11 protein-coding genes are annotated in these 15,620 nt (G+C 47.5%); all 11 read left to right on the top strand.

Going from position 1 to position 15,620, the window contains the following annotated elements:
- The first annotated feature begins 27 nt into the window (after positions 1 to 27).
- The 11 genes from smc to hrpB all read left to right on the top strand — a co-directional run bounded on the left by smc (position 28) and on the right by hrpB (position 15,612).
- Positions 28 to 3,597 carry a chromosome segregation protein SMC gene (gene smc, locus PWYN_RS19205; RefSeq protein WP_036655287.1) on the top strand — a complete coding sequence of 1,190 codons (3,570 nt, stop codon included), beginning with the start codon at positions 28 to 30 and terminating at the stop codon, positions 3,595 to 3,597.
- Positions 3,598 to 3,636: 39 nt separating this feature from the next.
- On the top strand, positions 3,637 to 4,638 hold the full coding sequence (ftsY, locus tag PWYN_RS19210; protein WP_036655289.1) for a signal recognition particle-docking protein FtsY: 1,002 nt from the start codon (positions 3,637 to 3,639) through the stop codon (positions 4,636 to 4,638).
- 384 nt (positions 4,639 to 5,022) lie between these two features.
- Positions 5,023 to 6,486 carry a circularly permuted type 2 ATP-grasp protein gene (locus tag PWYN_RS19215; RefSeq protein WP_036655291.1) on the top strand — a complete coding sequence of 488 codons (1,464 nt, stop codon included), beginning with the start codon at positions 5,023 to 5,025 and terminating at the stop codon, positions 6,484 to 6,486.
- A 30-nt stretch (positions 6,487 to 6,516) separates the two neighbouring features.
- Complete coding sequence (locus PWYN_RS19220) at positions 6,517 to 7,470, top strand: alpha-E domain-containing protein (protein WP_036655293.1); 954 nt, start codon at positions 6,517 to 6,519, stop codon at positions 7,468 to 7,470.
- On the top strand, positions 7,467 to 8,333 hold the full coding sequence (locus PWYN_RS19225; protein WP_036655294.1) for a transglutaminase family protein: 867 nt from the start codon (positions 7,467 to 7,469) through the stop codon (positions 8,331 to 8,333). Before PWYN_RS19220 ends, PWYN_RS19225 begins: the two co-directional genes overlap by 4 nt.
- Before the next feature lie 163 nt (positions 8,334 to 8,496).
- The gene (locus PWYN_RS19230) at positions 8,497 to 9,306 is read left to right on the top strand and encodes an SDR family oxidoreductase (protein ID WP_036655297.1); all 810 of its coding nucleotides are present in this window, start codon (positions 8,497 to 8,499) and stop codon (positions 9,304 to 9,306) included.
- Between the two features lie 182 nt (positions 9,307 to 9,488).
- Positions 9,489 to 10,181 (top strand): Rossmann-fold NAD(P)-binding domain-containing protein, encoded by a 693-nt coding sequence (locus PWYN_RS19235; protein ID WP_036655299.1) that lies wholly within the window; start codon positions 9,489 to 9,491, stop codon positions 10,179 to 10,181.
- Positions 10,182 to 10,291: 110 nt separating this feature from the next.
- A complete protein-coding gene (locus PWYN_RS19240; protein ID WP_036655302.1) occupies positions 10,292 to 11,512 on the top strand; it encodes an NAD(P)/FAD-dependent oxidoreductase in 1,221 nt (406 codons plus the stop codon).
- 141 nt (positions 11,513 to 11,653) lie between these two features.
- Positions 11,654 to 12,442 carry a DUF2087 domain-containing protein gene (locus PWYN_RS19245; protein WP_036655304.1) on the top strand — a complete coding sequence of 263 codons (789 nt, stop codon included), beginning with the start codon at positions 11,654 to 11,656 and terminating at the stop codon, positions 12,440 to 12,442.
- A 47-nt stretch (positions 12,443 to 12,489) separates the two neighbouring features.
- Positions 12,490 to 12,867, top strand: a complete 378-nt coding sequence (locus PWYN_RS19250; RefSeq protein WP_036655306.1) for a GIY-YIG nuclease family protein — start codon at positions 12,490 to 12,492, stop codon at positions 12,865 to 12,867.
- A gap of 156 nt (positions 12,868 to 13,023) precedes the next feature.
- Positions 13,024 to 15,612 (top strand): ATP-dependent helicase HrpB, encoded by a 2,589-nt coding sequence (gene hrpB / locus PWYN_RS19255; RefSeq protein ID WP_036655308.1) that lies wholly within the window; start codon positions 13,024 to 13,026, stop codon positions 15,610 to 15,612.
- Positions 15,613 to 15,620: the final 8 nt, after the last annotated feature.

The raw sequence follows: 15,620 nt of genomic DNA on the forward strand, positions 1-15,620 counted from the left end.
AATGTGGTCAGAGGTGAGTGACGAGTTATGTTTTTAAAACGGATCGAGCTAGCAGGATTTAAATCATTTGCCGACAAAACGGAAATGGAATTTGTGCGCGGCATTACAGCAGTAGTTGGGCCTAATGGCAGCGGCAAGAGCAATATTTCTGACGGCATACGCTGGGTACTCGGCGAACAAAGCGCCAAGTCGCTCCGGGGCGGCAAAATGGAGGATATTATTTTTGCCGGAAGCGATTCCCGTAAAGCAGTGAATTATGGTGAAGTCTCACTGACATTGGATAATGCGGATCATGCATTGCCGCTTGATTTCAGTGAAGTGACTGTGACTCGCCGTGTTCATCGCAGTGGAGATAGTGAATACTTGATCAATAAACAATCCTGCCGTCTGAAAGATATCACAGAGCTGTTTATGGATACGGGTATCGGACGTGAGGCTTATTCCATTATTGGACAAGGTCGGATCGAAGAAATACTGAGTACCCGCTCTGAGGATCGGCGAGGTATATTTGAAGAGGCCTCCGGGATTGTAAAATATAAATCACGCAAAAAAGAGGCCGGGCGCAAGTTGGATGACACGGAGCAAAATCTGCTTCGTATTCACGATCTGATAACGGAACTTGAGGATCAGGTAGGACCGCTGAAGGAACAATCCGAGAAGGCAATCCGTTACAAGGAACTGCGTGAACAGCTGAAGCATCTGGAGATTTCGGTATATGTGCATCAGATTGAAGGCATTCATACCGCCTGGCAGACGGGCAACGCGCAGCTTGAAACGTTGCGTAACGAACAGCTGGAGCTGTCAACGGTGGTATCTGCACATGATGCCAAACTAGAAAGCGGCCGATCAGCGCTGCGTCAACTTGAGGAACAAATTGAGAAGCTGCAGGAAGAGCTGCTGCGATACAGTGAGTCCTATGAGAAAAGCGAGGGCTATGGAGAACTCCTGAAAGAACGTCGGCGTAATCTGGAGAATAATCGGGAGCAACTGCTGCAGACTCTAGGCTCTGTTGGGGAACGGTCAGCTGATCGGTTGCGGGAGCTAACTGAGCTGGAGTCCAAGCTTGAGCATTCGCAAGCAGCATTGAAGACGTTGCGGGAACAATTAGCTCTGGAAGAGACCCGGTTAGAAGGCGTAGCAGATGGAATTAGCCAAAGCCGTGAAGAGAAGCTGAAGAGTGCGCTCTTGGAGCTTATGAATCTCATGGCCCAGGCACGAAATGAAATTCGTTATGCAGATCAGCAGAAGGAAACCCTGGAACGAAGAATGAGCCGCAGTGAAGAAGAGGGCGACAAATGGACAATACGTCAAGCGGAGCTGTTAGCATCTCAGAAGTCACTAAAGGACAAGATCACTTTATTGGGTCAGGAGCTTAGTGACTTACGCAACGGCTATATCACGGAAAGCGGACAATCAGGCACCCGGCAAAAACTGTTAGAAGAAACCCAGTCAGGTCTCCGCAAGTGGGAGCAGAAACGCGAAGCACAAGTATCCCGGCATGAGACCATGAAGGAAATGCAGGATGACTTTGACGGCTTCATGCTTGGTGTCAAGGAAGTCTTAAAGGGTTCGCGTAAAGGACAGCTTCAAGGTGTACATGGTGCAGTTGCTGAATTGATTGCCGTTCCAGAAAAACTGGAGATGGCGGTAGAAACGGCACTGGGAGCAGCTCTACAGCATGTTGTTATGGATAACGAATCCGTTTCCCGGCAAGCGATTGCTTTCTTGAAGCAACGTCAGCTTGGACGAGCTACCTTCCTTCCGTTGGACGTTATTCGTCCTAGACAGATTACCGGCAGCGATCGGGGATTGGTTGAAGGTGCGGACGGTTTTGTAGGTATCGGTTCAGAACTCGTAAATTATGAAGATAAATATTCAGGTATTATAGGCAGTTTGCTGGGCAATGTTGTTATTGCGGAAAGTCTGGAGCAAGCGAATAAGATTGCTGCGAGATGCCAGTACAGGTTCCGGGTTGTCACATTGGAAGGCGATGTTGTTAATGCCGGGGGTTCAATGACCGGAGGTAGCCAGCACAAGAAAAACAATAGTCTTCTAAGCCGTAAACGCCAGCTGGATCAACTGAGTAGTGAAATTGCCGAGAGCGAACGTCAAATCACTAAGCTGAAGCAAGGAATGGTCAAGCTTCGTGAAGAGCAAGAGAGCGCTGCAGAGAAGATGGAGCAGCTGCGTCGTGACGGGGATGAGAAACGCCTCGAAGAGCAGCGGGTAACCGGGGATCTGAAGCAGCTTGAGCAGGAACTTCGTCACGTTCTTGAACAAGTCGAAAGTGCAGGATTGGCACGGAGTGGCTTCGAGAGCGAGGTTCGCGGATTAGATGAGGCCCGTGCTCAGGCAGTTGCAGAGCTTGCGCGTCTGGAAAGTGAAGAGAAAAAAGCTCACGAGGATATCCGAAATGCTGAATCAGCACGGAAGGCCAGTGAAAATGAGAAAGAAGAGCTCCAAGGCAAGCTGACTAGCATGATGGTTGCAGAAGGCAAGCTGGATCAGGAGATCTTTTCACTGGAAGAACAGCTGCGGCGTATGCGTCAGGATGCAGGATCACAGGATAAGGAGCTTCGTCAAAGCCGCAATCTGTTGAATACAATTGAACAGGATCTGGCTACGAATGCTGCTGAAGCGGTTAAGCAGAAAGAAGACTTGAACAGTTATCTTCTTAAAAAGGAAGGAACGGCCAGCGCTCTTGACTATAGTCGGGCAGAAAGGGCTGCCCTGTCACGCAAACTGGAATTGGAAGAAGGCGAAACAAAGGATCAGCGTCAAGCTTTGAGATCCGTTGAAGACCGGCTGCGCAGTACAGAAGTATCTGTAGGAAGACTGGACGTGGAGCTGGATAATATTTTGCGCAAGCTCAGCGATGATTACGAATTGAGCTATGAATTAGCCAAGCAAAGATATCCCGTTCCTGAGGATGTTCCTGCGGCTCAAGCAGATGTCCAAAGGTTGAAACGCAGTATCTCTGCGCTCGGAGAGGTCAATCTCGGTGCTATTGAGGAGTATCAGCGTGTACATGAGCGGTTTTCATTTCTCAGTGAGCAGAAGGATGACTTGGTAGAAGCTAAAACAACGCTGTATCACGTGATTCGTGAAATGGAAGAAGAAATGTCCAAGCGCTTTAAGCAGACATTTGACGCTATCCGCCGCGAATTTGGGACGGTATTCTCCAAACTGTTCGGCGGTGGCAGAGCTGATCTTATGCTGTTAGATCCAGACAATATGCTCGATACCGGTATTGATATCGTCGCTCAGCCTCCGGGCAAAAAACTGCAAAACCTGCAGCTGTTATCCGGTGGAGAACGGGCGCTTACAGCCATGGCCTTGTTATTTGCCATTTTGCAGGTGAAGCCGGTTCCGTTCTGTGTGCTTGATGAAGTAGAAGCGGCGCTGGATGAGGCGAACGTGGTTCGTTTTGCTCAATATCTGCGTGAATTTTCTGAACAGACGCAATTCATCGTGGTTACGCACCGTAAAGGGACCATGGAAGAAGCGGATGTTCTGTATGGGGTAACCATGGAAGAAGGCGGGGTATCGAAGCTCGTCTCCGTAAGGCTTGAGGATGATGAAGCAGAGATTGCGTAGCCTATTATAAATGATTTTGTTGGAGTGGAGGGAACGATTATGAGTTTCTTTAAAAAGATAAAAGAGAGCATTTCAGGAAAAACGGAAAGCGTGACAAAACAGTTCCGCGACGGGTTGGAAAAAACACGTAAAGGCTTCGTTGAAAAGGTATCGGATCTGATCATCCGCCGTAAGAAGATTGATGAAGAATTCTACGAGGAACTGGAAGAAATCTTAATTGGTGCGGACGTTGGCGTAAATACGGTAATGACACTCGTTGAAGAGTTGCGTGTTGAAGTCAAGAAGCAGCGGATTGAAGATGCCAGCGAATTGCAGCCTATATTGTCCCGCAAGTTAATGGAATTGCTGCGTGGAGATGATGATAACTCTCTTAATGAAAACAAGGATGGAATCACTGTCATTCTATTTGTGGGTGTCAATGGTGTTGGTAAGACCACTACAATTGGCAAGCTGGCACACCGTTACAAGCAAGAAGGCAAAAAGGTGCTTTTGGCTGCAGGAGATACCTTCCGTGCCGGAGCGATTGAGCAGCTTGAGGTATGGGGAGCACGGGCAGGTGTAGATGTAATCAAGCAGCAATCCGGGTCTGACCCGGCCGCGGTGATGTTCGATGCGGTACAAGCTGCCAAGCAGCGAGGCGTGGACGTCTTAATCTGTGACACTGCTGGACGATTGCAGAATAAGAATAATCTTATGGAAGAGTTGAATAAAATCTTTCGCGTAATTCAACGGGAGATCCCGAGTGCTCCACATGAAGTTCTTATGGTACTGGATGCAACGACAGGGCAAAATGCTCTCAGTCAAGCGAAGCTTTTCGGGGAAAAGAGTGGAGTTACCGGATTGGTTCTAACTAAGCTGGATGGAACGGCTAAAGGCGGGATTGTGGTAGCGATTCGTCAGGAACTGAATATTCCTGTGAAGATGGTAGGTCTAGGTGAAAAAATGGAGGATCTACAGCCTTTCGATTCCCAGCAATTTGTTCACGCTTTGTTTGCAGGATTAATTGATGAGGAATTAGCTGAGGATACGGAGAAAGAATAACACAATAGCGCTATAACAGCTAAGAGCTACAACATGACGCCGGTGAAATTACCGGCGTTTTGCTTTGCCCAATCCTAAGCTTAAACATACATATAAATAAAACATTACATGAAAAATTCATAATAGTAATGCTTGTCTCCGCTTCTGCATACAATTGATGTGTGATCTATGTCTATTCTCCCTATCTACACCAAATAGAGAAAGGAAGCGATTCCATATACGGAATTGATAATAAAGGTATCTAATCCTTGTTATATATATTGACATGAGCAGGAGCATTTACGTATGATGATGTTATAATTCAATATTATTTGGATCTTTTTCCTAATCTATGCGAATGATTTGTTAATAAACATTACATTAAGATGAAAGGGAGTCGGGCTCATGTCCAAACTAGATCCTTTGCCCGGTCTGTCTCCGTATCCGCTTCATCATTACTATGATGAAATGTATGCTGATGAACGAAGTATCCGGCCTCATTACAAACATGTGAATCGTATGTTTTCCGGAATGAGCCCCGAAGAGCTGCAAGGTAAGCAAAGATTGATGCAGCGTCGGATGATGGAAGAGGGGATAACCTTTACACTGTATAACCCCGCTCAGGATCAACCCATGGAGCGCACCATTCCCTTTGACATGATCCCGCGTATTATCCCCAAAGGGGAGTGGGAGAGGCTTGAGGCAGGAATTGTCCAGCGTATCACCGCTCTGAATCTATTCATTCACGACATCTACCATGAGCAGTATATTGTGAAGGATGGCATTGTCCCGCGTAGAATGATTATTTCCAACTGCTATTTCCGGCCTGAGATGACAGGCCTTCGTGTTCCCGGCGGAGCCTATATCACAACCTCAGGAATAGATCTTATACGTCATCATGATGGTGAATATTACGTACTTGAAGATAATTTACGTACCCCTTCGGGGTTCTCCTATTTATTTAAAGGAAGAACATTGATGAACCAGTTGTTTCCCGAGATATCTTTTGCCAACTCGATTCGCGATGTGGACCATAGCTTAAACCGCTTTTTATCCGTATTAAGAAGCCTGTCCCCCTCTCGTAAGCAGGATCCGGTCATCGCTTTGTTGACTCCAGGGGAATACAACTCTGCGTATTATGAGCACGCCTTTCTGGCACAGCAGATGGGTATACATCTAGTAGAAGGGCGAGATTTGGTAGCAAAGGATCATAAGATTTATCTGAAGGAAATGAAGGGGCTGCGTCGTGTGGATGTGCTCTACCGCCGTCTGGATGATGATTTTATCGATCCGTTAGCTTTTCAGCCTGACTCCTTATTAGGTGTTGCTGGGCTTATGAATGCCTACCGGGCAGGTAATATAGCGATAGCCAATGCACCAGGTACAGGTGTAGCTGACGATAAGGCAATCTATGTCTATGTACCGGACATGATTCGTTACTACATGAATGAAGAACCTATCCTGAACAATGTCCCAACCTACCTGATGTCAAAGCCTGAGGAACGTCAGCACGTTCTGGATCATCTGCCTGAGATGGTAATCAAGGAAACCTCACTATCTGGAGGGTATGGCATGTTAATTGGTTCGGAAGCGACAAAGGAAGAGCTTGATACATTCCGGTTGAAAATCCTAGCCGAGCCTGAGCGATACATCGCTCAACCGATTATGTCGCTGTCTCGAGCGCCGGTACTTTCTGGAGGAACTTTGTCCCCTCGTCATATTGATCTTAGAGCATTCGTGCTTATGGGAGCAGACCGGAGGCCTCATGTTATCCCCGGTGGTCTCACCCGTGTTGCTATGAGAGAAGGATCACTTGTTGTAAATTCCTCTCAGGGTGGTGGTGTCAAGGATACCTGGGTTATGTCTTGAAGTCTATGTAGGATAAGGGAGTGGCTGACGATGCTGAATCGCAATGCGGAAGCTTTGTTTTGGATAGGCCGGTATATTGAACGGGCAGAGAATCATGCACGTTTGATAGATGTTCATTATCATATTCAGCAGGAAGAGGACTTTCAAGAGGAAGGTAATAAGTGGTCCAGATTGATTGATGCTTTAGGGGTTAGACAAGAATATATGCAGCAGTTCGAGAATTTCTCGGAAGGGGATGTGTTATCCTTCATCACGCTGGATCTTGGGAACTCTAACTCTATATTCTCCTGTGTGCATCAAGCCCGTAACAATCTCCGTACCTTGCGTCAGCACTTGCCAAGTGAGCTGTGGGATATTGCTAACAGCTTCAATCTTTGGCTTGGGGAATGCTCTGTAGCTGATATTATGAAGGGACCCCATCAATTCTACCGTCAGATTAAAGACCGGGCGGCCATGTTTCTGGGGACTGAACAATCCGTTATGCTTCGGGGAAACGAGTGGCATTTTATTGAGAGCGGACGTTTTCTGGAGCGGGCGGAGAATACAACAAGGATTCTGCAGGCTGTTACTTCATCTTGCAAAGATAAAGATTATCCCGGAATCTATATTCAACTGCAAGCCGTTTTGAAGTCGGTCAGTGGTTATCAAGCCTTTCGTTATTATTATGCAGATGCCTTTGCACCTGAGGGGATTTTGGAGTTCCTGATTGCGAATTCATCTTTCCCGCGTTCGGTGAGATTCTCCTTCCATAAGCTGGAGGAGCATTTGGCGAAGCTGGAACTGGACTCCTCAGAGAAAGGTTCCGGACATGAGAAGGTTATCCGTCAGGCGGGTAAGATCAAGGCTGATCTGGATTATATGGAAAAGGAAGATATGTCTGAAGATTCAGTAGAAGAAGTGTTGAAGTCGTTAATGGAATCCTGTTTAAGATTGGGTAAAACGATGGAAGGCGCCTTTTTTCGACGCGAAGGAATCTCGGCATGAAGATCCAAATCAATCACACAACCACTTACAGCTACCCGGAACCTGTTACAGACAGTGTCAATGAGATCCGGCTTACGCCGCGAACTAATTACAGGCAATCCTGCTATCATCATGAGGTGGAAGTGTATCCGCCGGCTAATCTACTTACGTATGAGGACTTCTTTGGCAACAGAGTTCATGCTTATTCGGTGAACAAGCCGCATAAAGAAATGATTATTCACACCAAAGCGACAGTGGTTACGTTGGATAAGGAGCAGGGTGTGGATCTACCCCGCCTCCCTTTGGAGAAGCAGGTCTCTACACTGAATGACGAGAAGTTTCAAAACCGTTATATCGAATTCATCCTTCCTACACGCTACACTGAGGTAACCCCTGAACTGGTCGAATTTGCTTCACAGCACCCTTTTGACGAGGCAGAAGATATGTACGAGTGGACGAAGCGGTTATCCTCGACCATTTATGAACAATTTACTTATGATCCTGAAGCTACAAGTGTCAACACAACAGTCAAAAGAGCACTCAAACTTAAGCGTGGCGTCTGTCAGGATTACGCACACTTAATGATCGCTGTCTGCCGAAGTGTAGGATTACCGTCCCGCTACGTAAGCGGTTATCACTTTGTAGGGGATCTTCAAGGTGGGAATGCGAATTTCGAACAGGCTTCCCACGCTTGGGTGGAAACTCACATTCCGGGTACCGGTTGGCTAGGGTTTGACCCTACTAATAATGTTGAAGTGAACTGGCGTTACATTAAGCTGGGTCATGGACGGGATTACAAGGATATTGTTCCCGTAAAAGGAGTCTATCGCGGCGGTCCCGGCAAGCTTACAGTGAAGGTAGATGTGCGGCAGTTGGAACACTAAAGCTATGTGTGTGATCACGGCCCCGGATATCGATCTCGGGGCTTTACTGCGTGCAAGGTGCACAAATTCAGTGCAAATTTAGCATGGAATGATTAAAATGAAGGGTCTTTGGGGTAATCTTGAAGCATAGCCATTAGCATGGATGTGAAAGGAGAGCTTACATATGAGCCCAAACATAGCCAAGAAACAGCGCTTCACGGGAAAAACAGCCATTATTACAGGTGCGGGCTCCGGTATTGGCCGAGCAACAGCGATTCAGATGGCGAGAGAGGGCGCCAACGTTGCTTTATTTGATCTAGTGAATGATCGTACCTTTGCCTTGGAGCAGAAGCTGAACAAGCTTCGTAAGGATTGTGCACTTGCTGTTGATGTGGATACCTCGGATGAGAAGCGGATGGAAGAAGCTGTTCGCAAAACGGTGGAGCATTTTGGAGGATTGGATATTGTTTTTGCTAATGCGGGTATAAATGGTGCAGTTGGCCCTATTGAGGAGCTTAGTCTGAGTGATTGGCAGCATACGATAAACGTTAATCTAACCGGAATGTTTTTAACCGTGAAATATAGTATTCCTCATCTGAAAAGCAAAGGGAAAGGCAGTATTATTATCACCAGCTCCATTAACGGAAACACGAGGTTTGCCAGTTTTGGCTGGTCTCCTTATAGTACGACAAAGGCTGGACAGGTGGCGTTTGCCAAAATGGCTGCATTAGAGTTAGCCAAATTCAAGATTAGAGTCAATGTGATCTGCCCGGGTGCCATTTCTACTAATATTGATGAAAGTACGGAAATGAGTCAAGACATGGAGGCAATCGTTATTCCGATTGAATTTCCGGAGGGGGCACAGCCGCTGGCTGAAGGTCCGGGTAAACCGGAGAACGTGGCAGAACTGGTCTCCTTCCTCGCCTCTGATGAATCCATTCATATTACGGGAGCGCAAATCGTTATTGACGGTGCGGAGTCTTTATTAAGCTAAGGGTTTAGAGCATAAGTCTAAGGGTAAACAAACATCTGTATTCAAAGATTGAGGTAGTATGGATACAGATGTTTTGTTCCTTGAAATTAATTGAACGATCATTTAACATAACTGAATAGTCATTATTGCTTGTGAGCAGCAAATGCTTCATTCCTTTAATGGCAACCAGGAGGTTTTTAAATATGTCACTTAAGCGTAGTACCCTTCAAGGAAAAGTTAGAACGATTATTACAGGATCTACAGGTATGGTAGGAGAAGGGGTACTCCACGAGTGTCTTCAACATCCTGAGGTTGAACAAGTACTGGTTATAAACAGAAAGCCTTGCGGAGTTACGCATCCCAAGCTGATTGAAATCCTACATAATGATTTTTTCGATATGTCAGGAATAGAGGAGCAGTTAAAGGGTTATAATGCCTGCTTCTTTTGTCTAGGGGTGTCTTCCGCCGGTATGAAAGAAGAAGCCTATAGACACTTAACTTATGATCTTACGCTGCATATGGCAGATCTACTGTCCAGACAAAATTCAGAAATGGTGTTCTGTTATGTAAGTGGAGAAGGTACAGACTCTTCAGAAAAGGGACGCAGCATGTGGGCAAGAGTAAAAGGGAAGACAGAAAATGATTTGCTGAAGCTGCCTTTCAAGAGAGCTTATATGTTCCGTCCAGGCTTCATTAAGCCCATTAAGGGACTGACCCAAACCCATAACTATTATTATGCAATAAACTGGATGTACCCTTTATTAAGATCTCTTTTCCCCAAACATGTAACTACATTACATGAAGTAGGGCTTGCCATGGTTCATTCGGTAACCCAAGGTTACCCGCGAACTCATTTGGAAAATCAAGATATTGCTGCACTAGCCAAAATCAGATAAGAACAATCCCCCTCTAAATTTTAGAAGCGGGGTTTTTTTTTGTTTCTTTTCGTATGTGTATGTACTAGGGAACAAATACTACCTGCATTCTATATCTGGAGGAATTCATAATGGACTTGCTAAGCGGAACACTGTATTGGCCAACCACTTACCCAAACCCTAGAACCTATCCCGGGCTGGAAGAGGATATCAGCTGTGATGTTCTTATTGTGGGCGGGGGGAGTTCAGGTGCTCAATGTGCCCATTATTTTGCCGACACAGGGCTGGACGTAGTATTAATTGATAAAGGACGATTTGCGACAGGCAGTACCGCGGCAAATACCGCACTAATCCAATATGCCGGGGATAAAATGTTCGGCCCACTCATAAATACCTTTGGAGAAGCCAAGGCTGCTCAGCATCTGAAGCTTTGTGAGGAAGCGATTGGTGAAATTGAGACTGTCTGCGGCACGCTGCCGTTCTCATCTGATTTTTTGCGTAGGGACAGTCTATATTATGCCAGCTCTAAAGAGGACGTTCCGACCCTGCAGGAGGAGTTAACGCTTCTTCAAAAGCACGGTTTTAAGGTGGATTATTGGACAGGTGAACAGGTTATACAGCAATATCCGATCCAAACTCCGGGAGCCTTGTATTACCATGATGACGGTGAATTGAACCCTATTAAGTTCACACTGGGTCTACTTGAATCGGCACATACCCGAAAAGTTCGCCTATACGAGCAAACCGAATGGAAGGGTCATAAGCAAGAGAAGGATGCAGTGATTTTTTATACTACTAATCACCATTCTATTAAAGCTCAACATGTCATTTTTGCGGGCGGGTACGCGAATCAGTCAATAAAGCCAGATAAGAACGCCGTACTAACCAGTAGTTATAATTTAGTAACAAAACCCGTTGCTGACTTTTCTTCCTGGCCGAATCGAATACTGATCTGGGAGACCGCCCGTCCCTATATTTATCTTCGAACCACTCCAGACCACCGAATTATTATCGGAGGGTTGGATGAGACAACTACCATAGCAGAGGAACGGGATAGGCATCTTCATCGAAAAAAAGATCAACTACTCACGGAACTCAATCGGCGGTTTCCTAATATTCAGGTGGAGGCGGAATTTTATTTGGCTGCCTTTTACGGGGGGACTCACGATGGTTTGCCCATCCTCGGAATCTACGACGAATTTCCCCGTTGTACCTTCCTTAATGCATACGGTGATAATGGGCTCGTATATAGTATGGTGCTGGCCCGTATCTTGCGGGATATGCTGACCGGAGTCTCCTCGCCTTCCGCTGAATTGTATTTGCAAAAGAGGTTAACGCCTGCAGAACTGTAATTAAAGCACGATTGGTGAACACTGCGCTCTTGGCAGTGTTTTTTTTATTGATAAGTAATAAAAGTAAACAAATTACTGTAATGGTTGTTAAAAAGTAAACAAAATGATAATATGTCTATATAAATAGAAGTGGGTGATTGAATGTCAGAAGGAACCGAGGCAGTCAGCATTTCGGAGAAGTTTTGGAATGCTTCCATAGAAGAATTAAAGACAGGTTTTGTATATGAGGTTAGGGAATACTCTGGTTATTTTGTATGTCTGGTGTGCGGAGAAGCTTTTGAAAAGGGAGTTATCCATAAGGAAGGCAACCTCTTCTATGACGCGGAGAAATCTGCTTCCGTTCATGTGGAGCGTGTTCACGGTGGGATGTTCAAATGGCTACTCGGCCTTGATAAGAAGTTAACAGGGTTGACCGACCTGCAGAAAGGATTATTGCATGCTTTTCATCAGAGTCAGAATGACGGAGAAGTTGCAAAGGGGCTAGGAATTGGTAGTACTTCTACCGTTCGAAATCACCGGTTCTCTCTGCGTGAGAAGGCTAAGCAAGCGAAGCTATTTCTGGCTGTGATAGATCTTGTTGAAGAGAAACCTGCGGTAACCTCCTCTTTTGTCACTATACCGCGTTCGGCCTCAATGGTTGATGAAAGGTTCGCCATCACGGAGGAAGAGAATGCCGAGATTATTAAAACATACTTCAAACAGGGTCCAGAGGGCCCCATATCTGAATTTCCGAAGAAGCAAAAGCGCAAGGCAGCGATACTGCGTCAGTTAATCAAGCGGTTTGAACCCGGTCGGGAGTACAACGAGAAGGAGGTCAACCAGATTCTTAGCGAGGCCTTTTCAGATTATGTAACTCTGCGCAGGTATCTGATCGATTACGGGTTGTTGGAACGTGAGGAAGACGGAAGTTATTATTGGGTGAAATTATAGAGCGAAGGATTATAGAAGACCGAATGATAAAGGAGAGAATAGGAAACATGGAAAAATCGAGACGTAAGGAACTTTCGTATAATTATGTACATTCCCACAGGGAGATGGGAGTCTACAGGCTTTTAAATACTCTGAATGGCAAATCTTTTGTAGGAAGCGCTATGAACCTGAATGGAGTCTGGAACAAGCATATATTCACGCTGGATTTGGGCGGACATATGAATAAGGAGCTGCAGAATGACTGGAAGAGGTATGGGAAGGATGCATTTCGGTATGAAGTCTTAGAGCTGATTAAGCCGCAGGAAGATTTTGTACTAGATGCATCTGATCTTGAGAAATATAAAAAAGTGCTGCCTGATCTGGAGGAAAAGTGGATGGAGAAGTTGTCCCCTTATGGTGAACAAGGTTATCATAAACTAAGGTAGAATCATTTGTTAATAATTAGGGGGTCTTCAAAGTCTGAAAAGACTTAGAAGATGCCTTCTTTTTGTTGATGCTGTACGAAGTCTCTTGATCTTTGTGAAGGTTTCGACCATGATTACAGGTGTCCCAATTAAATTAACCGTTGATGGAGAGATTAGATGGATAACCTTCCGATTATGCAAGTGCTTCCTGAGTTGATACATATTCTGCGATCCTCTCGGGCCGCAGTTCTAATAGCTGAACCCGGTGCCGGAAAAACCACCGCAACCCCGCCCGCATTTCTAAATGAACCATGGCTTGAAGGAAAAAGCATACTTATGCTTGAGCCAAGGAGACTCGCAGCCCGTTCAGCGGCCGTATTTATGTCGGCCGCTCTAGGTGAAAGTGTAGGACAAACTGTAGGTTACCGCATGCGTATGGATACTAAAGTAAGCAAAAACACACGAATTGTTGTGGTGACAGAGGGCGTTCTGACCCGAATGCTGCAAAGTGATCCTTCCTTGGGGGACGTGGGACTGCTCATCTTTGATGAGTTTCATGAACGCAGTTTGCATGCTGATTTGGGGCTTGCTCTTGCATTGGAGGCCCAATCGGTACTTCGTGAAGATTTGCGGATTCTCATCATGTCCGCGACATTGGATGGAGATAGGGTATCAGACTTCCTTGGCGGTGTTCCGGTTGTGGATTGTCCGGGAAGAACCTACCCTGTGGAGACCATTTATGCGCCTGCTTCAGGGAACTTACCTCTGGAGAAACAGGCTTCAGCTGCTGTCCGCCGAGCGTTAGCCGAGCAGTCAGGAGATATCTTGTTATTCCTGCCTGGTGAGCGTGAAATACGCCGTACCCAACGGGAGCTGGAGTTGAGTATGCTTCCCGATTCGACTGTGCTGCGCCCTTTGTACGGTCAACTCTCACAGGAATTACAGAATTCAGCAGTAGCAGCAGCTGTCCAAGGACAACGCAAAGTGGTACTTGCTACCTCCATAGCGGAGACAAGCTTAACCATTCAAGGTGTAAGTACGGTAATAGATACAGGCTTACGCAGAACGCAGGTATTCTCACCTAGAACCGGGATGCCGCGTCTGGAAACGGTGCCGGTGTCGAAGGCTTCGGCAGACCAGCGGCGAGGACGTGCGGGACGTACTGCACCCGGCGTATGCTACAGACTGTGGAGCCAGGAGGAGCACCATCGTCTTCCGGAAGATAATGTTCCGGAGATCATGGAGACTGACCTCGCGCAGCTGGCTTTGGAGCTGGCGGTTTGGGGCGTGCGCGATCCCGCCGCGCTGCAATGGCTGGACGCGCCGCCCGCAGCGCCCTTTGCGCAGGGCGCTGCGCTACTGCGCCAGCTTGGCGCCTTGGATGCCCGAGGCGCCATCACCCCGCACGGCCGCAGCATGGCCGCGCTCGGGGCACACCCGCGCGTCGCGCACATGCTGCTGCGTGCGCTAGAGCTTGGTGCCGCGCCGCTCGCCTGCCGGCTGGCGGCGCTGCTCGGCGAGCGGGACCCGTTCCGGGGTCCCGCCACGCTGGACTGCGACCTCACGCTGCGCGTGGAGTCGCTGCTGCGCTATGAGCATTCCGCCGCCGACGCGGGCGGAGTGGACCCTGCGGCTCTGCGCGTGATTCAGCGCGAGAGCCGCAATTTTCTCCAGCAGCTGCTGACCGTTGGGTCCGCAACTGCAACTCATCCCTTGTCCTCCCCAGAGCGACACTCGCTGTCCTCCCCGGAACGGCAATCACCGTCCACGCTGGATCGGCTCTCCATGTCCTCTCCGGTTGATCTTTCCCTAATCGGGCTGCTGCTTTCCTTTGCCTATCCCGACCGGATCGGGCAGAAGCGCGGGGAGGGAGCGTTTGTCCTATCCGGCGGTCGCGGAGCTGCGATGAGCAAAGGACAGCCATTGGAGCGTTCACACTATATTGTGGCCGCGGCGGTTGATGATAAGGTAACCCAAGGCAAAATCATGCTGGCGGCAGCCCTGGAGGAGACTCAACTGTTGGAGTATCATGCCGATAACATTACGGAAGCAGCAGAGGTCTACTGGGACCCGGAAAGCAGCAGTGTAAAAGCCCGTAGCCGTACAATGCTTGGAAGTCTTGTTCTAAAAGAAACGAGCCATAATCGGCCTACGCCGGAAGAAATAGAAGAGGTTCTTTTGAAAGTTATAGCTGAAAAAGGTTTGGATGTGCTTCCATGGGAGAAGGGTGTTCAACAGCTGCGTCAGCGGATGATGTTTATGCATGCCTTACGAAAAGATTGGCCGGAGATGTCAGATGAGGCGCTTATCGGTTCGCTTGATATGTGGCTGAAGCCCTTTCTTCAGGGAATGCGCAGCTTGCGGGATCTAAATCGTGTCCCTCTAAGCCGTGCTTTGGAGGGAATGTTGAATTGGAACCAGCGACAGATGCTGGACAAGGAAGCGCCCACACATATTACAGTCCCGAGCGGGTCAAGAGTTCCTGTAGATTACGAGAATCCGTCAGCCCCGGTTCTGGCCGTACGGCTTCAGGAAATGTTCGGGCAGGTCAACACCCCCATGTTGGGCGGCGGTCGGATCGCAGTAGTTCTTCACTTATTATCACCGGCAAGACGTCCCATGCAGGTCACCTCTGATTTGGCCAGCTTTTGGCGGAGTACTTATTTTGAAGTGAAAAAGGACTTGAAAGGCCGTTATCCTAAGCATTATTGGCCGGATGATCCCTTACAGGCCATACCCACAAATCGGACTAGACCTGTAAAGTAAATGCGAGG

The organism is Paenibacillus wynnii (assembly GCF_000757885.1).
Lineage (GTDB): Bacteria > Bacillota > Bacilli > Paenibacillales > Paenibacillaceae > Paenibacillus_AQ > Paenibacillus_AQ wynnii.